The sequence below is a fragment of the Micromonospora sp. WMMD729 genome (assembly GCF_049315225.1).
In the GTDB taxonomy this organism is placed as follows: domain Bacteria; phylum Actinomycetota; class Actinomycetes; order Mycobacteriales; family Micromonosporaceae; genus Micromonospora.
Map to the genome: position 1 here is coordinate 6,397,791 of NZ_CP186059.1, position 17,343 is coordinate 6,415,133.

The window sequence follows — 17,343 nt, forward strand, 5'->3', positions numbered from 1 at the left end:
ACGGCGACGAGGGATCGGGCGTGGTGCGTGGTGGTTCCCCACCACCCCGCCGGCGCACGACTGGCCCGGCATCGGCTCGCCGACGACCTGGCTGGCCTCGTACCCCCGACGCTTCTCGCGGATCTGATCGCGGTGCTCGCCGAGCTGGTGGGCAACTCGGTCCGGCACGCCCGCCCGCTGCCCGGCGGCGTGGTCCGGGTGGCCTGGCGGCTGCGGCCGTCCGCCGACGGCCCCCGGATCCAGTTGCGGGTGACCGACGGCGGCGCGGCCACCGGTCCACGGATCCGCACCGCCGGCCAGGACGCGGCGGACGGGCGGGGTCTGCACATCGTGGCCGGCCTGGCGACCCGCTGGGGCGTCGAGCGGGACGGCATGGGCCAGCGCGTCTGGGCGGAGTTCGACCCCACCCCCCGGCTGGTCGCGGCGAATTAGGGTCCGGGCCACGGTGCGCGGTCGAGGGCTCTAGGCTGTGACGCCGTGAGCAAGCGTCGAAAGAGCCAGCGAGCAGCCACCGACACCACTCCCCGCCGGGACAAGGTGCGGGACGTCTTCGTGCCGCGCCCCTTCGAGGGCCTGACCGACGAGCCCGAGTGGATCGCGCTGCGCGAGCTGGTGCCCGCCGCGTCCGCCCCGCTGCGGCTGGCGCCCGCCCTGGTCGAGGAGTTCGGCGACCGGTCGGCGACCCTGGCCACGGTGCTGCCGATGGCCGCGCCGGCGGTGAGCAAGCCGGACGGCCAGGTGCTCATCGGTCTGCAACGTCACCAGCAGTCCGGCGACGTCTCCCGGGACCTGGCCGAGGCGCTCCTCTGCGCGCTGCGCACCGAGCCGGGCGGCCAGGTGTCCGTACCGCCGCTGCCCGGCCCCGGGCCGCGACTCCAGGACATCCTGGTGGACGGTCCGCTGGAGATCAGCATGCACGACGGGTTCGAGTTCTGGCTCGACCCCGGCGCGGCCGACGACCCGAGCGTCCAGGCGTCCCTGGAACGGGCGAACGCCGCCATCTACCCGACCGTGCGGATGACCTCCGCGAAGGCCGCGTACTGGTGTCAGGTCCCCGAGAAGGCGCACGTGCGCTGGGTGCTGCCGGACGACGAGGACGCCGCCCTCGACGCGCTGGCCCGGCTCGGCGCGGCCGGCACGCTGACGCTCGGCGACCAGACCAAGTTCGCCGGGATGTTCCGCGCCCACGGCCGGCTGGTCCCCGTCTGGGACCTGCCCGAGGAGACGCCGGCGAGCGAGTGGGAGGACCCGGTCGCGCAGTTCGCCAAGCGCTACGCGGAGGCCCTGGCCAGCACCGATCCGTTGGACGCCGCCGGCCGGCGGGCCCGGCAAGGGCTGCTCGGCCGCCAGCTCACCCTGCGCTGATCCGGGCCCGCTGCCCGTTCAGCGGGTACGGGCAGCGGGTGGTCCGGCTCAGCGTCGGGCGGGCAACGGCTCGCGGACGATCGGGCAGGACATGCAGCGCGGGCCGCCCCGGCCGGAGCCCAGCTCCGAGCCGGCGATCGGGATGACCTCGATGCCGGCCCGCTCCAACTGCGCGTTGGTCTCGGTGTTGCGCTCGTAGCCGACGCACAGTCGGGGCGCGAGGGCGAGGGTGTTGTTGCCGTCGTCCCACTGCTCGCGTTCCGCGGTCACCGGGTCCAGACCGGTGTCGATGACCCGGAGCTGGTCCAGGTCCATCGCGTCGGCGGCGGCCCGCAGGAAGGGCGCCGGGCCGTCCACCCGCGGGTCCTCGCCGTCCGCGCCGGCGATGACGGTGTACGCCGAGAGCGTGCTGGCGATGTTCGGGTACATCAGGACGGCGTCGACGTCGACCATCGTGCAGACGGTGTCCAGGTGCATGGTGGCGCGTTTCTGGGCGATCGGCACCACCAGGATGGTGTGGGCCAGACCGGCGGCGAAGACCTGCCGGCCGAGGCGTTCCGCGCCCGCCGGGGTGGTCCGTTCACCCACGCCGACCGCCAGCACCCCGGGTGCGAGCAGCAGCACGTCCCCGCCCTCCAGGTGTTCCAGGTCGGGGCGGTAGACGAACTCGGTCCCGGCGAACCGTGGGTGGTGCCGGTAGATGGCGTCGGTCAGCGTGGTCTCCCGGCGGCGGGCCGGCATGGCGAGACTGGTGACGCCGACCCGGTCGCCGATCCAGAGCGACGAGTCCCGGGTGAAGAGCAGGTTCGGCAGCGGGTCGATGACGAAGTCGTGCCGGTCCATCAGGGTGTAGACGAGCCCGCCCGGGCGCTCCGAGCTGATCCGCAGTTCCTCGTGGGCCAGTCCGGCGGTGAGCACGTCGGCCAGCGCGACCGGGTCCAGGTAGGCGAGGTGGTCGGCGACCCGGGCGCGGAGCGTGTCGCCGAGCCGGCGCGAGCGCAGCACCTGCTCGGTCAGTTCGACGCGGGCGTCCTCGACGGCCAGGGTCTCGGCCAGCAGGGTGGCCAGGTAGAGCACCTCGACCCCGCGCTCGCGCAGCGCGGCCGCGAAGGCGTCGTGCTCCTCCTGGGCGCGGCCCACCCAGGGGATCGCGTCGAACAGAAGCGAGTCGTTGTTGCGCGGGGTGAGCCGGGCCAGTTCCGGGCCGGGCCGGTGCAGCAGGACGGTGCCGAGCCGGCCGACTTCACTGTCGACGTAGTGGGTCACCCCCGCAGCGTAGGGCAGGGTTTGGCGGCATCCGAGAAAAGAACTGTGGATGAATATGGCATTCATCCACAGTCACTCCGGCGCTCCGGCTTGCCGAACACCCACAGTGGCAACGTAGGGTAGTGAGGACATAACTTCGAGGGACCTTTTGCCGGAGGTCGCGATGACTGTCTTTCCCGCACGACGAGCCGTACCGACCGCCCGGGCACTGCCGCCCATCGCGGTGCCCCACCCCCGCGTCGAGGCGACCGGGGCTCTCGAACCGGTCCGCCCCACACCGCTCGAGTGGGCCCGACGCCGCCGCGCCGAGCGCGGTGCCCGTCGGCTGGAGGCGGCCGGTGCGCGGGCGCTCGGCCAACTCGACCACCTCGGGCCGTCCTGGCACGTGATCGAGTGGCCCCGCACCGACGTGGCGGACGTCCTGCTCGACCGCGCTCAGGACGACCGAGCCGGTTTCCTCGCCATCGGGCCGAGCGGGCTGTTCGCGGTGACCATCGCCGACCACGGCCGGGCCCGGGTGCTCGTCGCCGGGGACGTCGTGCAGATCAACGGTAAGCGGCCCCCGTACGTCACCGAGGCCCGACGGGACGCCAAGCGAGCCAGCAAGGCCCTCTCCGACGCGGTGGGGCTGACCATCCCGGTGACACCCGTGCTGACCTTCGTGGGCTCCGGCGTGATCAGCGTCTACGGCCTCCCGAAGGACTGCCTCATGGCCACCCACCGGGAGCTGGACCGGCTCCTCGTGGCCGGTGGCAACCGGATCAGCCCGACCACGGCCGAGAAGCTGGCCCGGGTGGCACAGCACCCGAGCACCTGGCTGAACGGCACGTACCGTCCATCGGCCGACTACCGGTGGTACGAGGAGGGCCGAACGGCCGCTGACAAGGCGGCCCACCGCCGGTAACGTCACCGGCGACGCCACGCGGCCCCGGTCCCCCACCTACCCACCGGCTCCCGCGCCGTCGCCGGCCGCCCGGGGGTTCTCCGCCGCGGCGCGGTGACCCGGCTCGCTCGGTGATTCCGTCGTCGACCGGCTAGCGTGGACAGTCCGTCGTTGTACATAGGAGGCGCGGTGGCCCACGTCGAACTCTCGCTCTCGGAAGTGTTCGTGCCGTCGGCCCGAGCCACGACAGAGCCGGAGTTCGACAATGTCGGCCAGTGGTCCTCGACCGTCGGTCGGGCCGACGAGCCCTGCCTGCTGATCGACGCCGACACCCGCGTGGTGGCCATCTCCACCGCCGGCTGCGAGCTGCTCTGCCTGGGCGAGCCCGCCGGCCTGATCGGGCGACCGCTGCTCGACGGTGGCCTGCGCCTGCTCGACTTCACCGCCAACCGGGGTGAGCTGACCGAGGCCGAGGTCGACAAGATCCCGCCCCTGCTGGCGCTCTCCTCCGGCCGGCTCGCCCGTGGACTGCTGCGGGTGCAGGCCGCCGCCCCCGGCTGCCCCGACGCGACGGTCGACGCGATCTCCACCCCGCTGCTCTCCGACGGCGCGGTCGCGGGTTCGCTCACCTTCTTCTCCGAGGTCTGACCTGCGGCGGGTGTGGTGTTCGCCGCACGCGGCGATGCCCGGACCGGCCCGGATCCACGCCGTAAGGTGCCCTCATGCTCGATATCACCCTGCTGCCCGGGGAGTACGCCGTGTGCCGGCTGGGTGCCGGCACCGCCCTGCCGGACGCGTTGTCGAGCGGGCTGGGTCGCGCCGACGTGGTCACCGTGAGCTGGACGACCGAGGGAATCTCGGTGATCTGCCCGGCCGATCGGCTGCCCGCCGAGGCCGTCGTGGAGACCACCTGGCGCTGCCTGCGGGTCGCCGGGCCGACGGACGCCAACGGCACCGGAACCCTCGCGGCGCTCGTGGACCCGCTCGCCGCCGCCCGGGTCAGCGTGGTCACGTTCTCCACCTTCGACACCGACTACGTGCTGGTACCGGCCGTCCGGCTGACCGAGGGCACGACCGCGTTGGAGCGCGCCGGACACCGCCTCCTCGGCTGAGCTTCACCCGGCCGACCGCTCGCCCTACGATGGGCTCGGCCACCCCGGCCGCGACGTGTCCCGATGTCCCGAGGATCGGCCCGTGCCGTTCACCCCACCCCGCCACCCGTTCGCCCGAAGCGCCGCCGCGCCCGCGTGGGCCGCGCTGCTGGCGCTCCTCGCCATCGGATCGCTGACCGGCTGCGGGGCGCCTCCCGAGCTGCACAAGCCGGCCGGTCTGCCCACCGCGGCCGGCAGCCCGCGGCCGTCCGGCCCGACCGGCGTCCCGACGGGTACCCCCTCGACCGCGCCGACCGCGCCGCCACCCGCCACCCGCTCGGCCACCCCGGACCCCGGTCTCGTCGCGACAGCCTGCCGGAACGGGCCGACCGGGCAGCGGGTGGTGCAGTTGCTACGCGGGCGGGCCTCGGTGCTCCCGGACAACGTCCGGGTCCGGGTCCGCACCGGACCGCTGTGCGCCGGGGACTGGCAGTACACCGTGCTGGAGGTGACCGGGCACGAGGAGCTTCAGGTCGTCACCCGCGGCCGGCCCACCGCCCTGGAGCTGGTCACCGCCGGCACGGACGTGTGCACCGCCGAGGTCCGGGCCACCGGGCCGGCCGGCATCCGTACGCTCGCCTGCGATCCTTCTCCGGCGGTCGGGCCGGGTGCGTAGTCTGGGCGGCATGCCCGGAACACCGCCTACGCGCTTCGTCTATCTCGGCCCCGAAGGCACCTTTGCCGAGCAGGCCCTGCGCACCATCCCCGCCGCCGAACACGGCTCCCGTACGCCCGCGCGCAGCGTCGGAGAGGCGCTGGACAGCATCCGGGCCGGGGAGGCCGACGCGGCGCTCGTACCGCTGGAGAACTCGATCGGCGGGGCGGTCGGCGTCACGCTCGACGAGATCGTCGAGGGCGAGCCGCTGGTGATCACCCGGGAGGTGATCCTGCCGGTGGAGTTCGTGCTCGCCGCGCGGACCGGCACCACGCTGTCGACGGTCCGGTCGATCGCGGCCCACCCGCAGGCGTCCACCCAGTGCCGAGGCTGGCTGCGGGACCACCTGCCCGACGCGGTGGTCATCGACGTCCTCTCCAACGGCGCGGCGGCGGCGGGGGCGGGATCCGGGGAGTACGACGCGGCGATCTGCGCGCCCATCGGGGCGGCCCGGCACCGGCTCGCGCTGCTCGCCGACAAGATCGCCGATCACCCGGACGCGGTGACCCGTTTCGTGCTGGTCTCCCGTCCCGGGCCACCCCCACCGCCGAGCGGCGACGACCTCACCTCGCTGGCCGTCTACATCGCCCACGACCGGGTGGGCGCGCTGCTCTCGGTGTTGGTCGAGCTGGCCGTACGGGGGGTGAACCTGACCCGGATCGAGTCCCGACCGACCGGGGAGGCGCTGGGCCGGTACGTCTTCTTCCTCGACTGCACCGGGCACGTGGCCGACGTACGCCTGGGTGAGGCGTTGCAGGGGCTGCGCCGGGTGTGCGCGGAGGTCCGTTTCCTCGGGTCCTATCCCCGGCACCGCTGGGTCGAGGCCGCCGAGCGGCGGGGGTCCGCGCCGGCCGGTCTCTCCGACGTCGACTACGCCGACGCGGCGGCCTGGCTGGCCCGGCTGCGTGCCGGCGAGATGAGCTGACCGGGGCGATCGACGCGCGCCCCGGCCGCGTCGACGCTCAGCTCAGCAGACCGCCGAGCAGGCCACCCTCCTGCTGCTGCTGACCACTGCCCATGACGGGCGGCTCCTCGGACGGCTGCACCACGACGAAGCCCTGACCGGCGAAGCTCATGGTGAACGACTCGCCGGTGCGCCGACCCAGCAGCGTGCCGAGGCCGAGCTGTTCGGCGCGGTGGTAACCGGTCTGGAGGTTGGCCGACCAGCAGACGGCGGCCTGCGGGTCGACGTACGTCGGGGCGTCCACGTTGAGCACCACCGGGGTGCCCTTGGTGGTGATGGCGATCCGGCCGTACCCGCTGAACACGCAGTTGAACAGCCCGGACGAGGACGCCATGCCGGCGCCGCCGACCATCCTGATGTCGTACTGCAGGGTCGAGTCGAAGGCGAGCACGCTGGACCCGTTGATGGAGAGCGCGTCGCCCGGCTCCAGGTCGATGATGTGCACGTCCTTGGCCAACTCGGCGAGGAAGACGTCCCCCTGGCCGGTGACCTTCATCAGCGGGACGCCCTCGCCGGTCAGCTTCTGCTTGAGGAACTTGCCGAGGCCGCCCGAACCCAGGGCCTGGAACTGCACGTTGCCCTGGTAGGCGACCATCGAGCCGACCCGGGCCATCGCCTCGCCGTTGAGCTCGATCTTCAACATCTTGGAGTTCTGCAGACGCATGCCCGCCTGCGCCGACTCCTTCTCCAGATTCTCCGACGAGAACAGCTCGCTGCGCATGAAAGGTGCCTCCTGAAATGGTCGCGGTCGCTGCACCGACGGTAGGTGACCACGGCAACCAGGGGCGATCGGTTCAACGGTGCTCGCGCACGCGGCTCGCGCGTCAGCCCCAGCCCAGGTCGTGCAGCCGGTCGTCGTCGATGCCGAAGTGGTGGGCGATCTCGTGCACCACGGTCACCGCCACCTCGTCGACGACGTCCTCGTCGTTGTCGCAGATGCGCAGGATCGGGTGGCGGTAGATGAAGATCCGGTCCGGCAGTACGCCGGAGTAGTCCCAGCCCCGGTTGGTGAGCGCGTGCCCCTCGTAGAGGCCGAGCAGATCGGACTCGCCCGGTGGCGGGTCGTCCTCGACGAGGATCACCACGTTGTTCATCAGGCCGAGAAGTTCTTCGGGCACCTCGTCGAGGGCGTCAGCGACCAGTTCCTCGAAGCGCTCGCGGGTCATCTCCACCGGCACGACGTTCATTCTGCCCGACGCGGGACCGATCGGCCGGGTCGCGCACGGCGACCCGGGCCGGGGTCCACGGGTGCGGGTCGCCGGTCAGGGCGTGTGTCAACGTCATCGGTCGAGCCGAGGCGGAGTCCAGGCGGCGATCCGGCAAGGCGGAGATTGGCTCGGATACCGGTGTCGTATCCGGGCCAATCTCCGACGCGGCCGGTCGTCGTCTGGGCCCGTCGAAGGCCGGCCAGGGGCTTTGACAATCGCCCTAGGCGGCCAGGCGGGCGGTGAGGGTGATCTCGGCGCCCGGCGAGAGCAGGCGGGAGATCGGGCAGTTGGCCTTGGCGGCCTCGGCGAGCTTCTGGAAGTCCGCCTCGTCGACGCCGGGCACCTGGCCGACGGTCTCGAGGTCGATCCGGGTCACGCTGAACCCGGCGTCGGTCTTGTCCAGGTGGACCTTGGCGGTGGTCTCGACCGAGGTCGGCGTGGTGCCGGCGTCGGCGAGGGCCTTCGAGAACGCCATCGAGAAGCAGCCCGCGTGGGCGGCGGCGATCAACTCCTCCGGGTTGGTGCCCTCGCCCTCCTCGAAGCGCGACTTGAAGGAGTAGTTGCCGGACAGGCCGCCCTTACCGGTACGGACGGTGCCGGAACCCTCGGTGAGATTGCCCTGCCATTGTGCGGAAGCGGTACGGATAGGCATGTCCAGAACGCTAGCGGATACCTGACCCCCGAGCGACCGACCGGCACCGACGACCGCCCTGCGATTCCCGTCACCACGATCGGCGGTGGCCGTGGGCGGTGTCGACGGCAGCGCCACCACCACGGGCTGTGCCATGATGCGACGCAGGCCCGTGACCGGCGGAGGGATTGCCGATGCCCGAGGATCTGCCCGTTCCGCGCCAGGGCGACCCACCCGACGCGCCGGCCGTGATCGAGTGGGGCGCCGACGAGCCCACCCGGCCCCGCCGTTTCGGTAACCCGCTGGTCGGTCTGACCCGGGATCCTCGCCTGCCACTGCTGCTGGCCGGCCTCGGCGCGGTCGCCGGAGTCGCGTCGATGATCGGTGAGTGGGTGCTGACCACCATGCCCAGTGGCGGTCCCGACGGGCCCACCACGATCGAGGTGCGCGCCAGCGTGTCCGAGATCGGCGGGTACGGGGTCGCCTACCTCGCCGGCCTGCTCGCCCTGGCCTGCGCCGTGGCCCTGGCGCTGGGGGGCACGGCGGCGGTCCGGGCGAACGCGCGACTGGCCGGGCTCACGCTGTCCGGCGCGCTGCTGGCGTTACTGGTGGCCGCCACCGCGACGCTCGACAACGCCGGGGAACGGCAGCTCTTCTACGCGACCGAGGACGAGTTCCGGGTCGAGTACGGCCGCGGTCTCGTGCTGGCGTTCGTCACCTGCGTCCTCTTCGCCGCCGCACTGCGACTGGCGTGGGCCGTACCGACCGGTGCGCCCACGGAGCCGGCTGACGACGGCACCCGCGCCGACGTACCCGCGATGCGTTCCTGGCGCCGCCGTGCGGAGCCGGGCCCCCTCGACGACGGCCCACCCGCCCCAGCCGACCTGACGGTCCAGCCCACCACCCCCTTCGCCCGCCCCGAAAACCCCACCTAAGCCCCCCGCCCCACCCCGACCGCGCCCCGCGCCCGCCCCACCACCGCGCCGATCTTGCGGTTTCTGTCGTCACATAAGGCGCAAAAGCCCTCGAATCAGCAACCGAAAGTGCAAGATCGACGCCAGCGGGGGTGGGGCGCGGGTTGGACACCTTCAGGGCGCTGGGGGTTGGTGCCCGATTCGCCGGGAAGCCATGGTTGCGACCCATTCCGCGAGGTACGGTTGCTGCCCGCCGTCACGCCGGGTCTCGGCAAGGACCGCACGGCTGGCTGCGACGGCGGTGGGCGAAGGAGGAACGATGACCCGCCCGGGACTGCCCAAGCTGATCGCGACCGACCTCGACGGAACGCTCGTCCGCAGCGACGACACCGTCTCCGCGTACACCCACGGGGTGCTCGACCGGGTGCGGGCCGCCGGAATCCCGGTGGTCGGCGCCACCGGACGCGGCCCCCGCCTGACCGAGTTGACCCGCAACGACATCCGCGCCGCCGATTTCCTGGTGATGGCCGGCGGCGGGCGGGTGGTCGACCAGAGCGACCCGGCGGGCCCGGTGGTGCTCCGGGACGAGCGCCTGCCCGCCGAGGTGCTGGCCCGGTTGCTCGCCGACCTGGAGGCCGAGGTCGGCCCGCTGACCGTGATGGTCGAGGCGTCCGACGAGCACGACGCCCCGCTCTGGGGTGACTACCACCCCAGTTGGCCCTACCAGGACCGGTTCGAGGCGCGCAGCCGCGCCGAGTGCCTCTCCTGCGACGTGCTCAAGGCGTTCGCCAGGACCGCAGACCACCACGTGGACGAACTGCTGGCGGTGGCCCGGCGGATCGTCGACCCGCAGGTCGCCACGCTCACCCAGGCTGGGCTCGGGTTCATCGAGATCTGCCCGCCGGGGGTGGACAAGGCGACCGGGCTGACCGTCGTGGCGCAGACCCTCGGTGTCGACCCGGCCGACGTGCTGGTCTTCGGCGACATGCCCAACGACCTGCCGATGTTCGAGTGGGCCGGCTGGTCGCGGGTGGCGGTCGCCAACGCGCACCCGGAGGTCCGCGCGGTCGCCGACGAGGTGACCCTGCGTAATGACGACGACGGGGTGGCCGTGTACCTGGACCGACTACTGTCCCGGTGATGGGAGAGACGCCCCGGCTCATCGCCACGGACATCGACGGCACGCTGATCCGCGACGACCACACGGTCAGCCCGCACACCGCCGACGTGCTCGCGCGGATCTCCGCGCGAGGCACGCCGGTCGTGCTGGTCACCGGCCGCCCGGTCCGCTGGCTCAAGATGGTGTACGACCAGCTGGCCGAGCCGCTGCCGGCGGTCTGCGCCAACGGCGCCGTGGTCTACGACCCGTTCAACGACGAGGTGCTCCGGGCCGACCCGCTCGCGCCGCAGCACCTGGCGGAGGTGGCCCGGCGGTTGCGCGCCGAGGTGCCCGACATCAGCTTCGCCGTGGAGATCCTGGACAGCCGGGAGATGCGCCACGAGGCGCACTACCCGCTGCGCTGGGACGCCGACGCCGACGGCATCCGGCCGATCGAGACGCCGGAGGAACTGCTTTCCGTCCCGGCGGTGAAGCTCCTCGCCCGGGCCGGCGAGCAGGATCCGGACGTGTTCGCGGCGCTGATCTCCAACGCGCTGCGAGGGCTGGCCGAGGCGACCCACTCGTCGTCCTCCGGCCTGGTGGAGATCTCCGCGGCCGGGGTGACCAAGGCTGCCGGACTCGACTGGTACTGCGACCGGCTCGGCGTGGCCGCGGCGGATGTGCTCGCCTTCGGTGACATGCCGAACGACGTACCGATGCTGAGCTGGGCCGGACGCGGGGTGGCGGTGGCCAACGCGCACCCCGCCGTCCTCGCGGTCGCCGACGAGGTGACCGGTACGAACTCCGAGGACGGCGTGGCCGCGTACCTGGAGAAGGTCTTCGGGGTGGAGTGACCGGTCAGAGGTACTGGCCGGTGTTGTGACCCTCACCGCCGCCGGGCTGGCCGAGACCCGGCATGCCCGGGACGACCCCGCCGGGGCCGCTGGGCAGTGCCTGCCGGCCGCCGCGCATCTGCTCCAACTGGACCCGGGCGGCCATCTGCTGCGCGACCAGGGCGGCCTGGATGCCGTGGAACAGGCCCTCCAGCCAGCCGACGAGCTGGGCGTGCGCGATGCGCAGCTCACTCTCGCTGGGTGCCTTGTCCTCGGTGAAGGGCAGCGAGATCCGCTCCAACTCGTCGCGCAGCTCGGGTGCGAGTCCTTCCTTCAGCTCGACGATCGAGCGCTCGTGGATCTCCCGCATCCGGTGCCGGCTGGCGTCGTCCAGCGGAGCGGCCTTGACCTCCTCCAGCAGTTGCTTGATCATGCTGCCGATCCGCATCACCTTGGCCGGCTGCTCGACCAGGCGGGTCGGGTCCTCGCCGTGGCCCTCCTCGGTCTGCACGGTGCCGATCGGCCGGCCGTCCGGACCGACCACCACCACGGTGCCGGAGTGGCCGGAGTCATCGGGGCCGGGCTGGTCGTTCTGCTCAGCGGAGCGCGCTTCGGTCATGGGGTCCATCTTTACCCAGGAGCCGTGGCCCATGCCGCCCGGGACCAACTCCCTGTGCCGAACCACCCGGGTGGGCGCGCTACCGTCGCGCCATGCCTGCCGACCCCCGCGCCGTGCTGACCCGGCCCGCGCCCGCGCCGGACCGCACGGTGGCGTACGGCGACCATCCCGACCAGGTCGCCGACCTACGCCGCCCGGCCGGTTCCGGGCCGGCCCGACCGTTGGTCGTCGTGGTGCACGGGGGCTTCTGGCGGGCCGAGTACGACCGGCGGCACACCGGGCCGCTGGCCGCCGCGCTGGCGGCCGACGGGTATCCGGTGGCGCAGTTGGAGTACCGACGTACCGGGCAACCGGGCGGCGGCTGGCCGGGCACGTTGACCGACACCCTGGCCGGGATCGCGGCACTGCCGGAGCTGGCCGCGCGGGCGCTGCCCGACCGGGTGCGCCGGGCCGCGCCGATCCTGGTCGGTCATTCCGCCGGTGGCCACCTGGCCCTGTACGCGGCGGCCACCGCACCGTCGACGGTCGCGGGAGTGCTGGCCCTGGCACCGGTGGCCGACCTCGCCGAGGCGTACCGGCGGGACCTGGACTCCGGCGCGGTGGCCGCGCTGCTCGGCGGTGGTCCGGGGGACGTGCCGGACCGGTACGCGATGGTCGATCCACGATCATTGGTACCGGTACCGACACGGACAGTAGTGATGCATGGCTCACTCGACGAGCAGGTGCCGGTGTCGATGAGCCGGGATTTCGTGGCGACGGCTCGTAGCGCGGGATCCGATATCTCCCTTGTTGAGCTGCCCGGATGCGAACATTTCGGGCTGATCGATCCGGAGTCGTCGGCCTGGCCCCGGGTGCGGGATGTGTTGCGGTCCCTGCACGATGATCAATAGCCATTGACGCAGCGTCGCCGACCAGGTAGAACGCCGGAGGGGCGCTGTTCCGCCCTGCAACGCTTTTGGGAAGGAACTCGGTGTCGCAGATGAACCGCAGGCGGGCGCTCCAACTGTTGGCCGCGCTCGGTACGACCGGATTCGCCACCGCGTGTGGCTCCGACACCGCCGACCAGCCGACCGCCCCCAAGAGCCCGATCAAGATCGGTTTGATCGCACCGAAGGCCGGCGGCTTCAAGTCCATCGGTGACGACATCACCAACGGCTTCCAGCTCTTCCTCGACCTGCACAACCAGCAGTTGGGCGGGCACCCGGTCGAGCTGCTCACCGCCGACGAGGGCGAGACCGCCAAGACCGGCAAGGCCGCCGTCGACCAGCTCCTCAAGCAGAACGTGCTGGCGCTCACCGGCGTGGTCAACTCGTCGGTGATGGTGGGCATCCGCGACACCGTCGAGGAGGCCCGGGTCCCGCTGATCGGGTCGAACGCCTCGCCGAGCAGCCTGCAGAGCGTCGTCTACATCTGGCGTACGTCCTACGTGCTGGACGAGGCCGGCCGGGCACTCGGCCTCTACCTGCGCGACCAGCTACCGGCGAACGGCCGGATCGCGATCATCGTGCCGGAGAACGTGGGCAGTCCGGACGTCGTACGGGGGTTCAAGCAGGGCTTCGGCGTCACCGACCCGCGGATCTCCGACCCGGTGACCAACACCAACCCCACCCCGAACCCCGGCAAGACCACCTACGTGGCGGACATCGAGAAGGCACTGCGCAAGAAGCCGACCGCCGTCTTCTGCTTCTTCGCCGGCGCGGCCGGCGTGGAGTTCATCAAGCAGCTGCGCGACCAGTTCTCCGGGCCTGTCTACGCCCCCGGCTTCCTCACCGAGGGCACCGTGCTGGAGAGCCTGGACCGGGACGCGTTGGGCATCCAGACCGCCCTGAACTACTCGGCCGACCTCAACAACACGTCGAACCGGGTCTTCGCCTCGGCGTACCGCAAGAAGCACCAGAGCACGCCGACGACCTACGCGATGGCGTCGTACGACGCGGCGCAGGTGCTCGACCAGGCGATCCAGCTGACCGGCGGAACGCCCTCCCCGCAGCAGGTCAACCTGGCGCTGGGCAAGCTCGGCCAGATCGACAGCCCGCGCGGCATCTGGCAGTTCAACCAGCCACGTACGCCGCAGCAGAAGTGGTACCTGCGGGAGGTCCAGCGCGACGGTCAGATCATGTCGAACGTGCTGACCAACGAGCTGGCCACGCTGGGCTGACCGCCCCACCGGACGCAACAGGGGCCGGTCTCCCGAGCGGGAGGCCGGCCCCTGCCGTACGCGGCAGTGTTCGGGTCAGTGCCGCAGTTCGGCGATGCAGCACTTCACGCTGCCGCCGCCCTTCTTCAGCTCGGCCAACTCGACCGGGACCGGGGTGTAACCGGCGGCCTTGAGCTTGCCCGCCAGGCGGGTGGCCTCGCTGTTGAGCACCACGTTCGCGCCGTCGCTGACCAGGTTGAGTCCGAACGCCATGGCGTCCTCGTCGTCGGCGATCACCGCGTCCGGGAAGAGCTGCGTGAGGACCCGCTGACTGGCCGCGGAGAACGCGCCCGGGAAGTAGACGACGTTCGTGTCATCGAGGGCGGCGAGCGCCACGTCCAGGTGGTAGAACCGCGGGTCGATCAGCCGCAACGACACCACCGGCCGACCCAGCGCCTCCTGCGCCTCGGCGTGCGCCGGGATCTCGGTCCGGAAGCCGTGCCCGGCCAGGATGAGTCCGCCGTGCGCCTCCGGCAGGTACGCGAAGTCACCCTCGCCCTCGTTGGTCTCGCTCGGCGCGACGAACCGCCAGCCCTGCTGCTCGTAGAACGCGTGGTGCGCGGCCGCCTCGGCGGTCCGCTGCTCGTGCTTGAACCGCGCGCCGTAGACGCTGCCGTCGACCACGAAGGCACCGTTGGCCGCGAACACCATGTCCGGCAGCCCCGGCTCCGGCGTGAGCAGGTGCACCTCGTGGCCGAGACCGACGAGCGTCTCGCGCAGTCGGTCCCACTGCTTGACGGCCAGGTCCCGGTCCACCGGGGTGGTCACGTCCATCCACGGATTGATCGCGTACTCGACCGCGAAATGCTCGGGCGAGCACATGAGATATGTCCGCTTTCGCGGGACTCGCTGCTGGTTCACGGTCACCAAGAGTAGGTACCGTTGAACTTTGGTAACAGCCACAACCGTTGCTTCCCAGAGGCGGAACGTTGCAGATAGACGCCGTTGACCAGCGGATCATTGCGTTGCTCGTCGCCGACGCCCGAGCGTCGTACGCCGACATCGGCACCCGGGTGTCACTCTCCGCCCCGGCGGTCAAGCGCCGGGTCGACAGGCTGCGCGCAACCGGCGTCATCCGGGGATTCACCGCCGTCGTCGACCCGGCGGCCGTCGGCTGGACCACCGAGGCGTTCGTCGAGCTGTTCTGTGCCGGCCGGACTACCCCGGCGCAGATCGGCGTGGCCGCCCGCCGACACCCGGAGGTGGTCGGCGCGTACACCGTCTCCGGCGAGGCGGACGCGCTGGTGCACCTACGCGCCGCCGACATCGCCCACCTCGAGGCGGCCCTCGAACGGCTGCGCGCCGAGTCGTTCGTGACGTCCACCCGCAGCACCATCGTGCTGTCCCGGCTGGTCGAGTCCCCGGGCGTCGGCCCGTCCACCAGGGCTTGACCTCAAGTCTGGTTCAGGTGTTGGACTCGTGGCGGCCTGGCACGACACGAGGGGGACCGCATGCGGGCGATCTGGTTACGTGAGTTCGGCGGTCCCGGGGTACTGACGCCCGGCCCGGCACCCGACCCGACACCCGGCCCCGGCCAGGTGCTGATCGACGTCGCGCACGCGAACGTCACCTTCGTCGAGACGCAGCAACGCGCGGGGCGTCCCGGGCCGAACCGGTACGTCCCTCCGCTGATCCCCGGCAACGGGGTCGGCGGAGTGATCACCGCCGTCGGGCCGGACGTCGACCCGGTCCGCGTCGGGCAACGGGTGGTCACCGCCACCGGCGGCGCCGGCGGGTACGCCGAACGGGTCGTGGTGGACGCGTCCGCACCCGTCGAGGTGCCGGCCGGGTTGGCGCTGGACGCGGCCGTGGCGCTGCTCGCCGACGGTCGTACCGCCACCATGCTCGTCGAGGCGGTCGGCGTCCGTCCCGGTGACCGCGTGCTGGTCGAAGCGGCGGCGGGCGGGGTGGGGAGCATGCTCGTCCAGATCGCGACGCGGGCCGGCGCGCGCGTGATCGGCGTGGCCGGTGGACCGCGCAAGGTCGCCCTGCTGCCCGAACTGGGTGCCGAGGTGGCGGTCGACTACCTACAGCCGGACTGGGTCGATCGCGTCCGCGACGCGGTGGGCGGGGTCGACGTGGTCTTCGACGGCGTCGGCGGTGCGGTGGCCGAGGCGGCGTTCGAGCTGCTGACCCCGGGCGGCCGGATGATCAGTTACGGGTTGGCGAGCGGCGAGTGGTCCCCCGTGACACCGGAGACGGCCGCCGAACGCCGGATCACGCTGGTCCGGCCGGACGTGACGCCCGCGCGGCTGCGGGCGTACACCATCGGGGCGCTGGCGGCCGCGACGGCCGGGCAGCTCCGGCCGCTGATCGGCCAGCGCTTCCCGCTGGAATGCGCCGCCGACGCGCACGCCGCCATCGAGGCGCGCGCCACCGTCGGCAAGACCCTGTTGGACGTGGCCGTCAGCTAGAGATACATGCCGGTGCGGTGCTGGGAGTCGTCATCGCGGACCGACTTGTCGCCCTCGCCGAAGAAACGCTTGCCGCCGAACTCACCGTGCAGACGATCGTCCAACTCGTCGGCGAGACCGGTCATCACCTGCACCGCCAGCATGAGATGGGTGGCCTGGAAGTTGCGGCCGAAGACCGGGATGGAGGCCCAGACCGTGTCGTCGGCACAGTAGAGGCGACCGATCGGCATCCGGTTGGTCAGCTCCGACAGCTTGACGTAGAGCCGTTCGGTCGGCTCGACCTCGGTGAGGACCGGCGAGAAGACGTCCACCAGCGGCGGGTTGTCGCGCACCCGGACGAAGACCATCGCCGAGCCGGCCCGGATGGTGATGTCGCCGTCCGAGTCGATCTGCAACCGCTCGGCGTCGGACTTCAACATCGTCGACACCACGGTACGGACGCGTTCCGGCAGGTCCAGCACGTCGTCCCGGTCGGCGGCCGCCTCGGCCAGCGCCTCCTGAAGGTCCCCCTCCACGTCGGCGTCCGGCCCGAACTCGCTGCGCGCGGTCCCCAACGGCCCGACGGCCAACGGCTCCCCCTCGGCGTCGTGCACCAGGTAGACGAGGAAGGCCGGGTGCGGTGCGCCGTACACGTCGCGCAGCGTCCGGGACAGCAGCGGGGCGATCCGGTTGGCGTCCGCCACCGTCGCGTCCAACCCGAACGCGCCGCCGGAGCCGGCCACCACGCCGGGCGGGGACCAGCCGAGCGCCACCATGTCCGCCACGGCGGCGCGGTCCAGCCGGTAGCCCTGCGGCAGCGCCGCGTTGCCGACCGCCCGCGCGGAGAGCCCGCCGTCCTCGGTCGCGTCCACGCTGATCGAGTAGACGGCGTCGCCCGTACCGGAGGCGGTGGGGTCGAGGGTCAGTTCGAGGTGCGCGCCGGCCGGCAACTCCCGCAGCCGTAGGGCGAGCATCCGGGCGAACTCCTGCCACGCCTCCGTCACCTTGGCCCGCAGGTCCGTGGTGCTGGGGCCGTCGAGCAGGATCGACTCCGCCGGCTCGGATGTACCGCCGGGCTCCGCATCCGACGCCGAGGGGTGGTCAGCCGTCATGATCGCCTCCGTCCGTTCCGATCACCCTACCCACGGTCCACGGACGCCGAATC

At 72.2% G+C, this 17,343-nt stretch carries 21 protein-coding genes; 14 read left to right on the forward strand and 7 right to left on the reverse strand.

Translation table 11 applies throughout. From position 1 onward, the window contains the following. The first annotated feature begins 27 nt into the window (after window positions 1-27). Together ACN263_RS29555 and ACN263_RS29560 are read left to right on the forward strand one after the other, a co-directional pair. Window positions 28-432, forward strand: a complete 405-nt coding sequence (locus ACN263_RS29555) for an ATP-binding protein (RefSeq protein WP_422740869.1) — start codon at window positions 28-30, stop codon at window positions 430-432. Window positions 433-477: 45 nt separating this feature from the next. Further along, complete coding sequence (locus tag ACN263_RS29560; RefSeq protein WP_422737482.1) at window positions 478-1,365, forward strand: DUF5926 family protein; 888 nt, start codon at window positions 478-480, stop codon at window positions 1,363-1,365. 48 nt (window positions 1,366-1,413) lie between these two features. Here the strand turns inward: ACN263_RS29560 and ACN263_RS29565 are convergent, their stop codons facing one another. Next, on the reverse strand, window positions 1,414-2,631 hold the full coding sequence (locus ACN263_RS29565; protein WP_422737483.1) for an arginine deiminase: 1,218 nt from the start codon (window positions 2,629-2,631) through the stop codon (window positions 1,414-1,416). A gap of 163 nt (window positions 2,632-2,794) precedes the next feature. On the opposite strand from ACN263_RS29565, the gene ACN263_RS29570 reads away from it, so the two are divergent. The 5 genes from ACN263_RS29570 to pheA all read left to right on the forward strand — a co-directional run bounded on the left by ACN263_RS29570 (window position 2,795) and on the right by pheA (window position 6,245). Continuing rightward, entirely contained in the window at window positions 2,795-3,535 is a 741-nt protein-coding gene (locus tag ACN263_RS29570; protein WP_422737484.1) for a hypothetical protein, read from the forward strand. A gap of 168 nt (window positions 3,536-3,703) precedes the next feature. Continuing rightward, the gene (locus ACN263_RS29575) at window positions 3,704-4,162 is read left to right on the forward strand and encodes a hypothetical protein (RefSeq protein WP_422737485.1); all 459 of its coding nucleotides are present in this window, start codon (window positions 3,704-3,706) and stop codon (window positions 4,160-4,162) included. Window positions 4,163-4,236: 74 nt separating this feature from the next. Next, window positions 4,237-4,626, forward strand: coding sequence for an ACT domain-containing protein (locus tag ACN263_RS29580; protein WP_422737486.1), 390 nt, complete (start codon window positions 4,237-4,239; stop codon window positions 4,624-4,626). Between the two features lie 148 nt (window positions 4,627-4,774). After that, a complete protein-coding gene (locus ACN263_RS29585) occupies window positions 4,775-5,281 on the forward strand; it encodes a hypothetical protein (protein ID WP_422740870.1) in 507 nt (168 codons plus the stop codon). A gap of 10 nt (window positions 5,282-5,291) precedes the next feature. Next, window positions 5,292-6,245 carry a prephenate dehydratase gene (pheA, locus tag ACN263_RS29590; protein ID WP_422737487.1) on the forward strand — a complete coding sequence of 318 codons (954 nt, stop codon included), beginning with the start codon at window positions 5,292-5,294 and terminating at the stop codon, window positions 6,243-6,245. 37 nt (window positions 6,246-6,282) lie between these two features. Here pheA and ACN263_RS29595 read toward each other — a convergent pair whose 3' ends face one another. From ACN263_RS29595 to ACN263_RS29605, 3 genes are all read right to left on the reverse strand, one after another. After that, window positions 6,283-7,005: an AIM24 family protein gene (locus ACN263_RS29595; protein ID WP_357131467.1), complete on the reverse strand. Its 723-nt coding sequence runs from the start codon at window positions 7,003-7,005 to the stop codon at window positions 6,283-6,285. A gap of 103 nt (window positions 7,006-7,108) precedes the next feature. Then, the gene (locus ACN263_RS29600) at window positions 7,109-7,456 is read right to left on the reverse strand and encodes a metallopeptidase family protein (RefSeq protein WP_422740871.1); all 348 of its coding nucleotides are present in this window, start codon (window positions 7,454-7,456) and stop codon (window positions 7,109-7,111) included. 256 nt (window positions 7,457-7,712) lie between these two features. Beyond that, window positions 7,713-8,144 carry an OsmC family protein gene (locus tag ACN263_RS29605; RefSeq protein ID WP_422737488.1) on the reverse strand — a complete coding sequence of 144 codons (432 nt, stop codon included), beginning with the start codon at window positions 8,142-8,144 and terminating at the stop codon, window positions 7,713-7,715. 173 nt (window positions 8,145-8,317) lie between these two features. On the opposite strand from ACN263_RS29605, the gene ACN263_RS29610 reads away from it, so the two are divergent. The 3 genes from ACN263_RS29610 (at window position 8,318) to ACN263_RS29620 (ending at window position 10,990) form a co-directional block, all read left to right on the forward strand. Beyond that, window positions 8,318-9,058, forward strand: coding sequence for a hypothetical protein (locus ACN263_RS29610; RefSeq protein WP_422737489.1), 741 nt, complete (start codon window positions 8,318-8,320; stop codon window positions 9,056-9,058). A gap of 298 nt (window positions 9,059-9,356) precedes the next feature. After that, entirely contained in the window at window positions 9,357-10,178 is an 822-nt protein-coding gene (locus ACN263_RS29615; RefSeq protein ID WP_422737490.1) for an HAD family hydrolase, read from the forward strand. Then, on the forward strand, window positions 10,178-10,990 hold the full coding sequence (locus ACN263_RS29620) for a Cof-type HAD-IIB family hydrolase (protein ID WP_422737491.1): 813 nt from the start codon (window positions 10,178-10,180) through the stop codon (window positions 10,988-10,990). Before ACN263_RS29615 ends, ACN263_RS29620 begins: the two co-directional genes overlap by 1 nt. A 4-nt stretch (window positions 10,991-10,994) precedes the next feature. On the opposite strand, the gene ACN263_RS29625 is transcribed toward ACN263_RS29620, so the two are convergent. Further along, the gene (locus tag ACN263_RS29625; RefSeq protein WP_422737492.1) at window positions 10,995-11,597 is read right to left on the reverse strand and encodes a bacterial proteasome activator family protein; all 603 of its coding nucleotides are present in this window, start codon (window positions 11,595-11,597) and stop codon (window positions 10,995-10,997) included. Window positions 11,598-11,680: 83 nt separating this feature from the next. Between ACN263_RS29625 and ACN263_RS29630 the strand changes: the two genes are divergently transcribed. Both ACN263_RS29630 and ACN263_RS29635 read left to right on the forward strand, forming a co-directional pair. Next, the gene (locus tag ACN263_RS29630; protein WP_422737493.1) at window positions 11,681-12,478 is read left to right on the forward strand and encodes an alpha/beta hydrolase family protein; all 798 of its coding nucleotides are present in this window, start codon (window positions 11,681-11,683) and stop codon (window positions 12,476-12,478) included. 80 nt (window positions 12,479-12,558) lie between these two features. Then, window positions 12,559-13,746, forward strand: a complete 1,188-nt coding sequence (locus ACN263_RS29635; RefSeq protein ID WP_422737494.1) for an ABC transporter substrate-binding protein — start codon at window positions 12,559-12,561, stop codon at window positions 13,744-13,746. A gap of 75 nt (window positions 13,747-13,821) precedes the next feature. Here the strand turns inward: ACN263_RS29635 and ddaH are convergent, their stop codons facing one another. Next, the gene (gene ddaH, locus ACN263_RS29640) at window positions 13,822-14,655 is read right to left on the reverse strand and encodes a dimethylargininase (protein ID WP_422737495.1); all 834 of its coding nucleotides are present in this window, start codon (window positions 14,653-14,655) and stop codon (window positions 13,822-13,824) included. A 59-nt stretch (window positions 14,656-14,714) separates the two neighbouring features. Between ddaH and ACN263_RS29645 the strand changes: the two genes are divergently transcribed. Then, on the forward strand, window positions 14,715-15,176 hold the full coding sequence (locus ACN263_RS29645) for an Lrp/AsnC family transcriptional regulator (protein WP_007453771.1): 462 nt from the start codon (window positions 14,715-14,717) through the stop codon (window positions 15,174-15,176). A 60-nt stretch (window positions 15,177-15,236) separates the two neighbouring features. Further along, the gene (locus tag ACN263_RS29650) at window positions 15,237-16,199 is read left to right on the forward strand and encodes a zinc-binding dehydrogenase (protein WP_422737496.1); all 963 of its coding nucleotides are present in this window, start codon (window positions 15,237-15,239) and stop codon (window positions 16,197-16,199) included. Here ACN263_RS29650 and ACN263_RS29655 read toward each other — a convergent pair. Then, window positions 16,196-17,290: a T3SS (YopN, CesT) and YbjN peptide-binding chaperone 1 gene (locus tag ACN263_RS29655; RefSeq protein WP_422737497.1), complete on the reverse strand. Its 1,095-nt coding sequence runs from the start codon at window positions 17,288-17,290 to the stop codon at window positions 16,196-16,198. The two genes, ACN263_RS29650 and ACN263_RS29655, sit on opposite strands and share 4 nt — an antisense overlap. Between the last annotated feature and the right edge of the window lie 53 nt (window positions 17,291-17,343).

Bases quoted from the DNA above. Each gene is read 5' to 3' on its own strand.
- ACN263_RS29630 (WP_422737493.1), top strand. From the start codon at position 11,681: ATGCCTGCCGACCCCCGCGCCGTGCTGACCCGGCCCGCGCCCGCGCCG.
- ACN263_RS29605 (WP_422737488.1), bottom strand. From the start codon at position 8,144: ATGCCTATCCGTACCGCTTCCGCACAATGGCAGGGCAATCTCACCGAG.
- ACN263_RS29610 (WP_422737489.1), top strand. From the start codon at position 8,318: ATGCCCGAGGATCTGCCCGTTCCGCGCCAGGGCGACCCACCCGACGCG.
- ACN263_RS29570 (WP_422737484.1), top strand. From the start codon at position 2,795: ATGACTGTCTTTCCCGCACGACGAGCCGTACCGACCGCCCGGGCACTG.
- pheA (WP_422737487.1), top strand. From the start codon at position 5,292: ATGCCCGGAACACCGCCTACGCGCTTCGTCTATCTCGGCCCCGAAGGC.
- ACN263_RS29620 (WP_422737491.1), top strand. From the start codon at position 10,178: ATGGGAGAGACGCCCCGGCTCATCGCCACGGACATCGACGGCACGCTG.
- ACN263_RS29595 (WP_357131467.1), bottom strand. From the start codon at position 7,005: ATGCGCAGCGAGCTGTTCTCGTCGGAGAATCTGGAGAAGGAGTCGGCG.
- ACN263_RS29615 (WP_422737490.1), top strand. From the start codon at position 9,357: ATGACCCGCCCGGGACTGCCCAAGCTGATCGCGACCGACCTCGACGGA.
- ACN263_RS29580 (WP_422737486.1), top strand. From the start codon at position 4,237: ATGCTCGATATCACCCTGCTGCCCGGGGAGTACGCCGTGTGCCGGCTG.
- ACN263_RS29625 (WP_422737492.1), bottom strand. From the start codon at position 11,597: ATGGACCCCATGACCGAAGCGCGCTCCGCTGAGCAGAACGACCAGCCC.
- ACN263_RS29650 (WP_422737496.1), top strand. From the start codon at position 15,237: ATGCGGGCGATCTGGTTACGTGAGTTCGGCGGTCCCGGGGTACTGACG.
- ACN263_RS29655 (WP_422737497.1), bottom strand. From the start codon at position 17,290: ATGACGGCTGACCACCCCTCGGCGTCGGATGCGGAGCCCGGCGGTACA.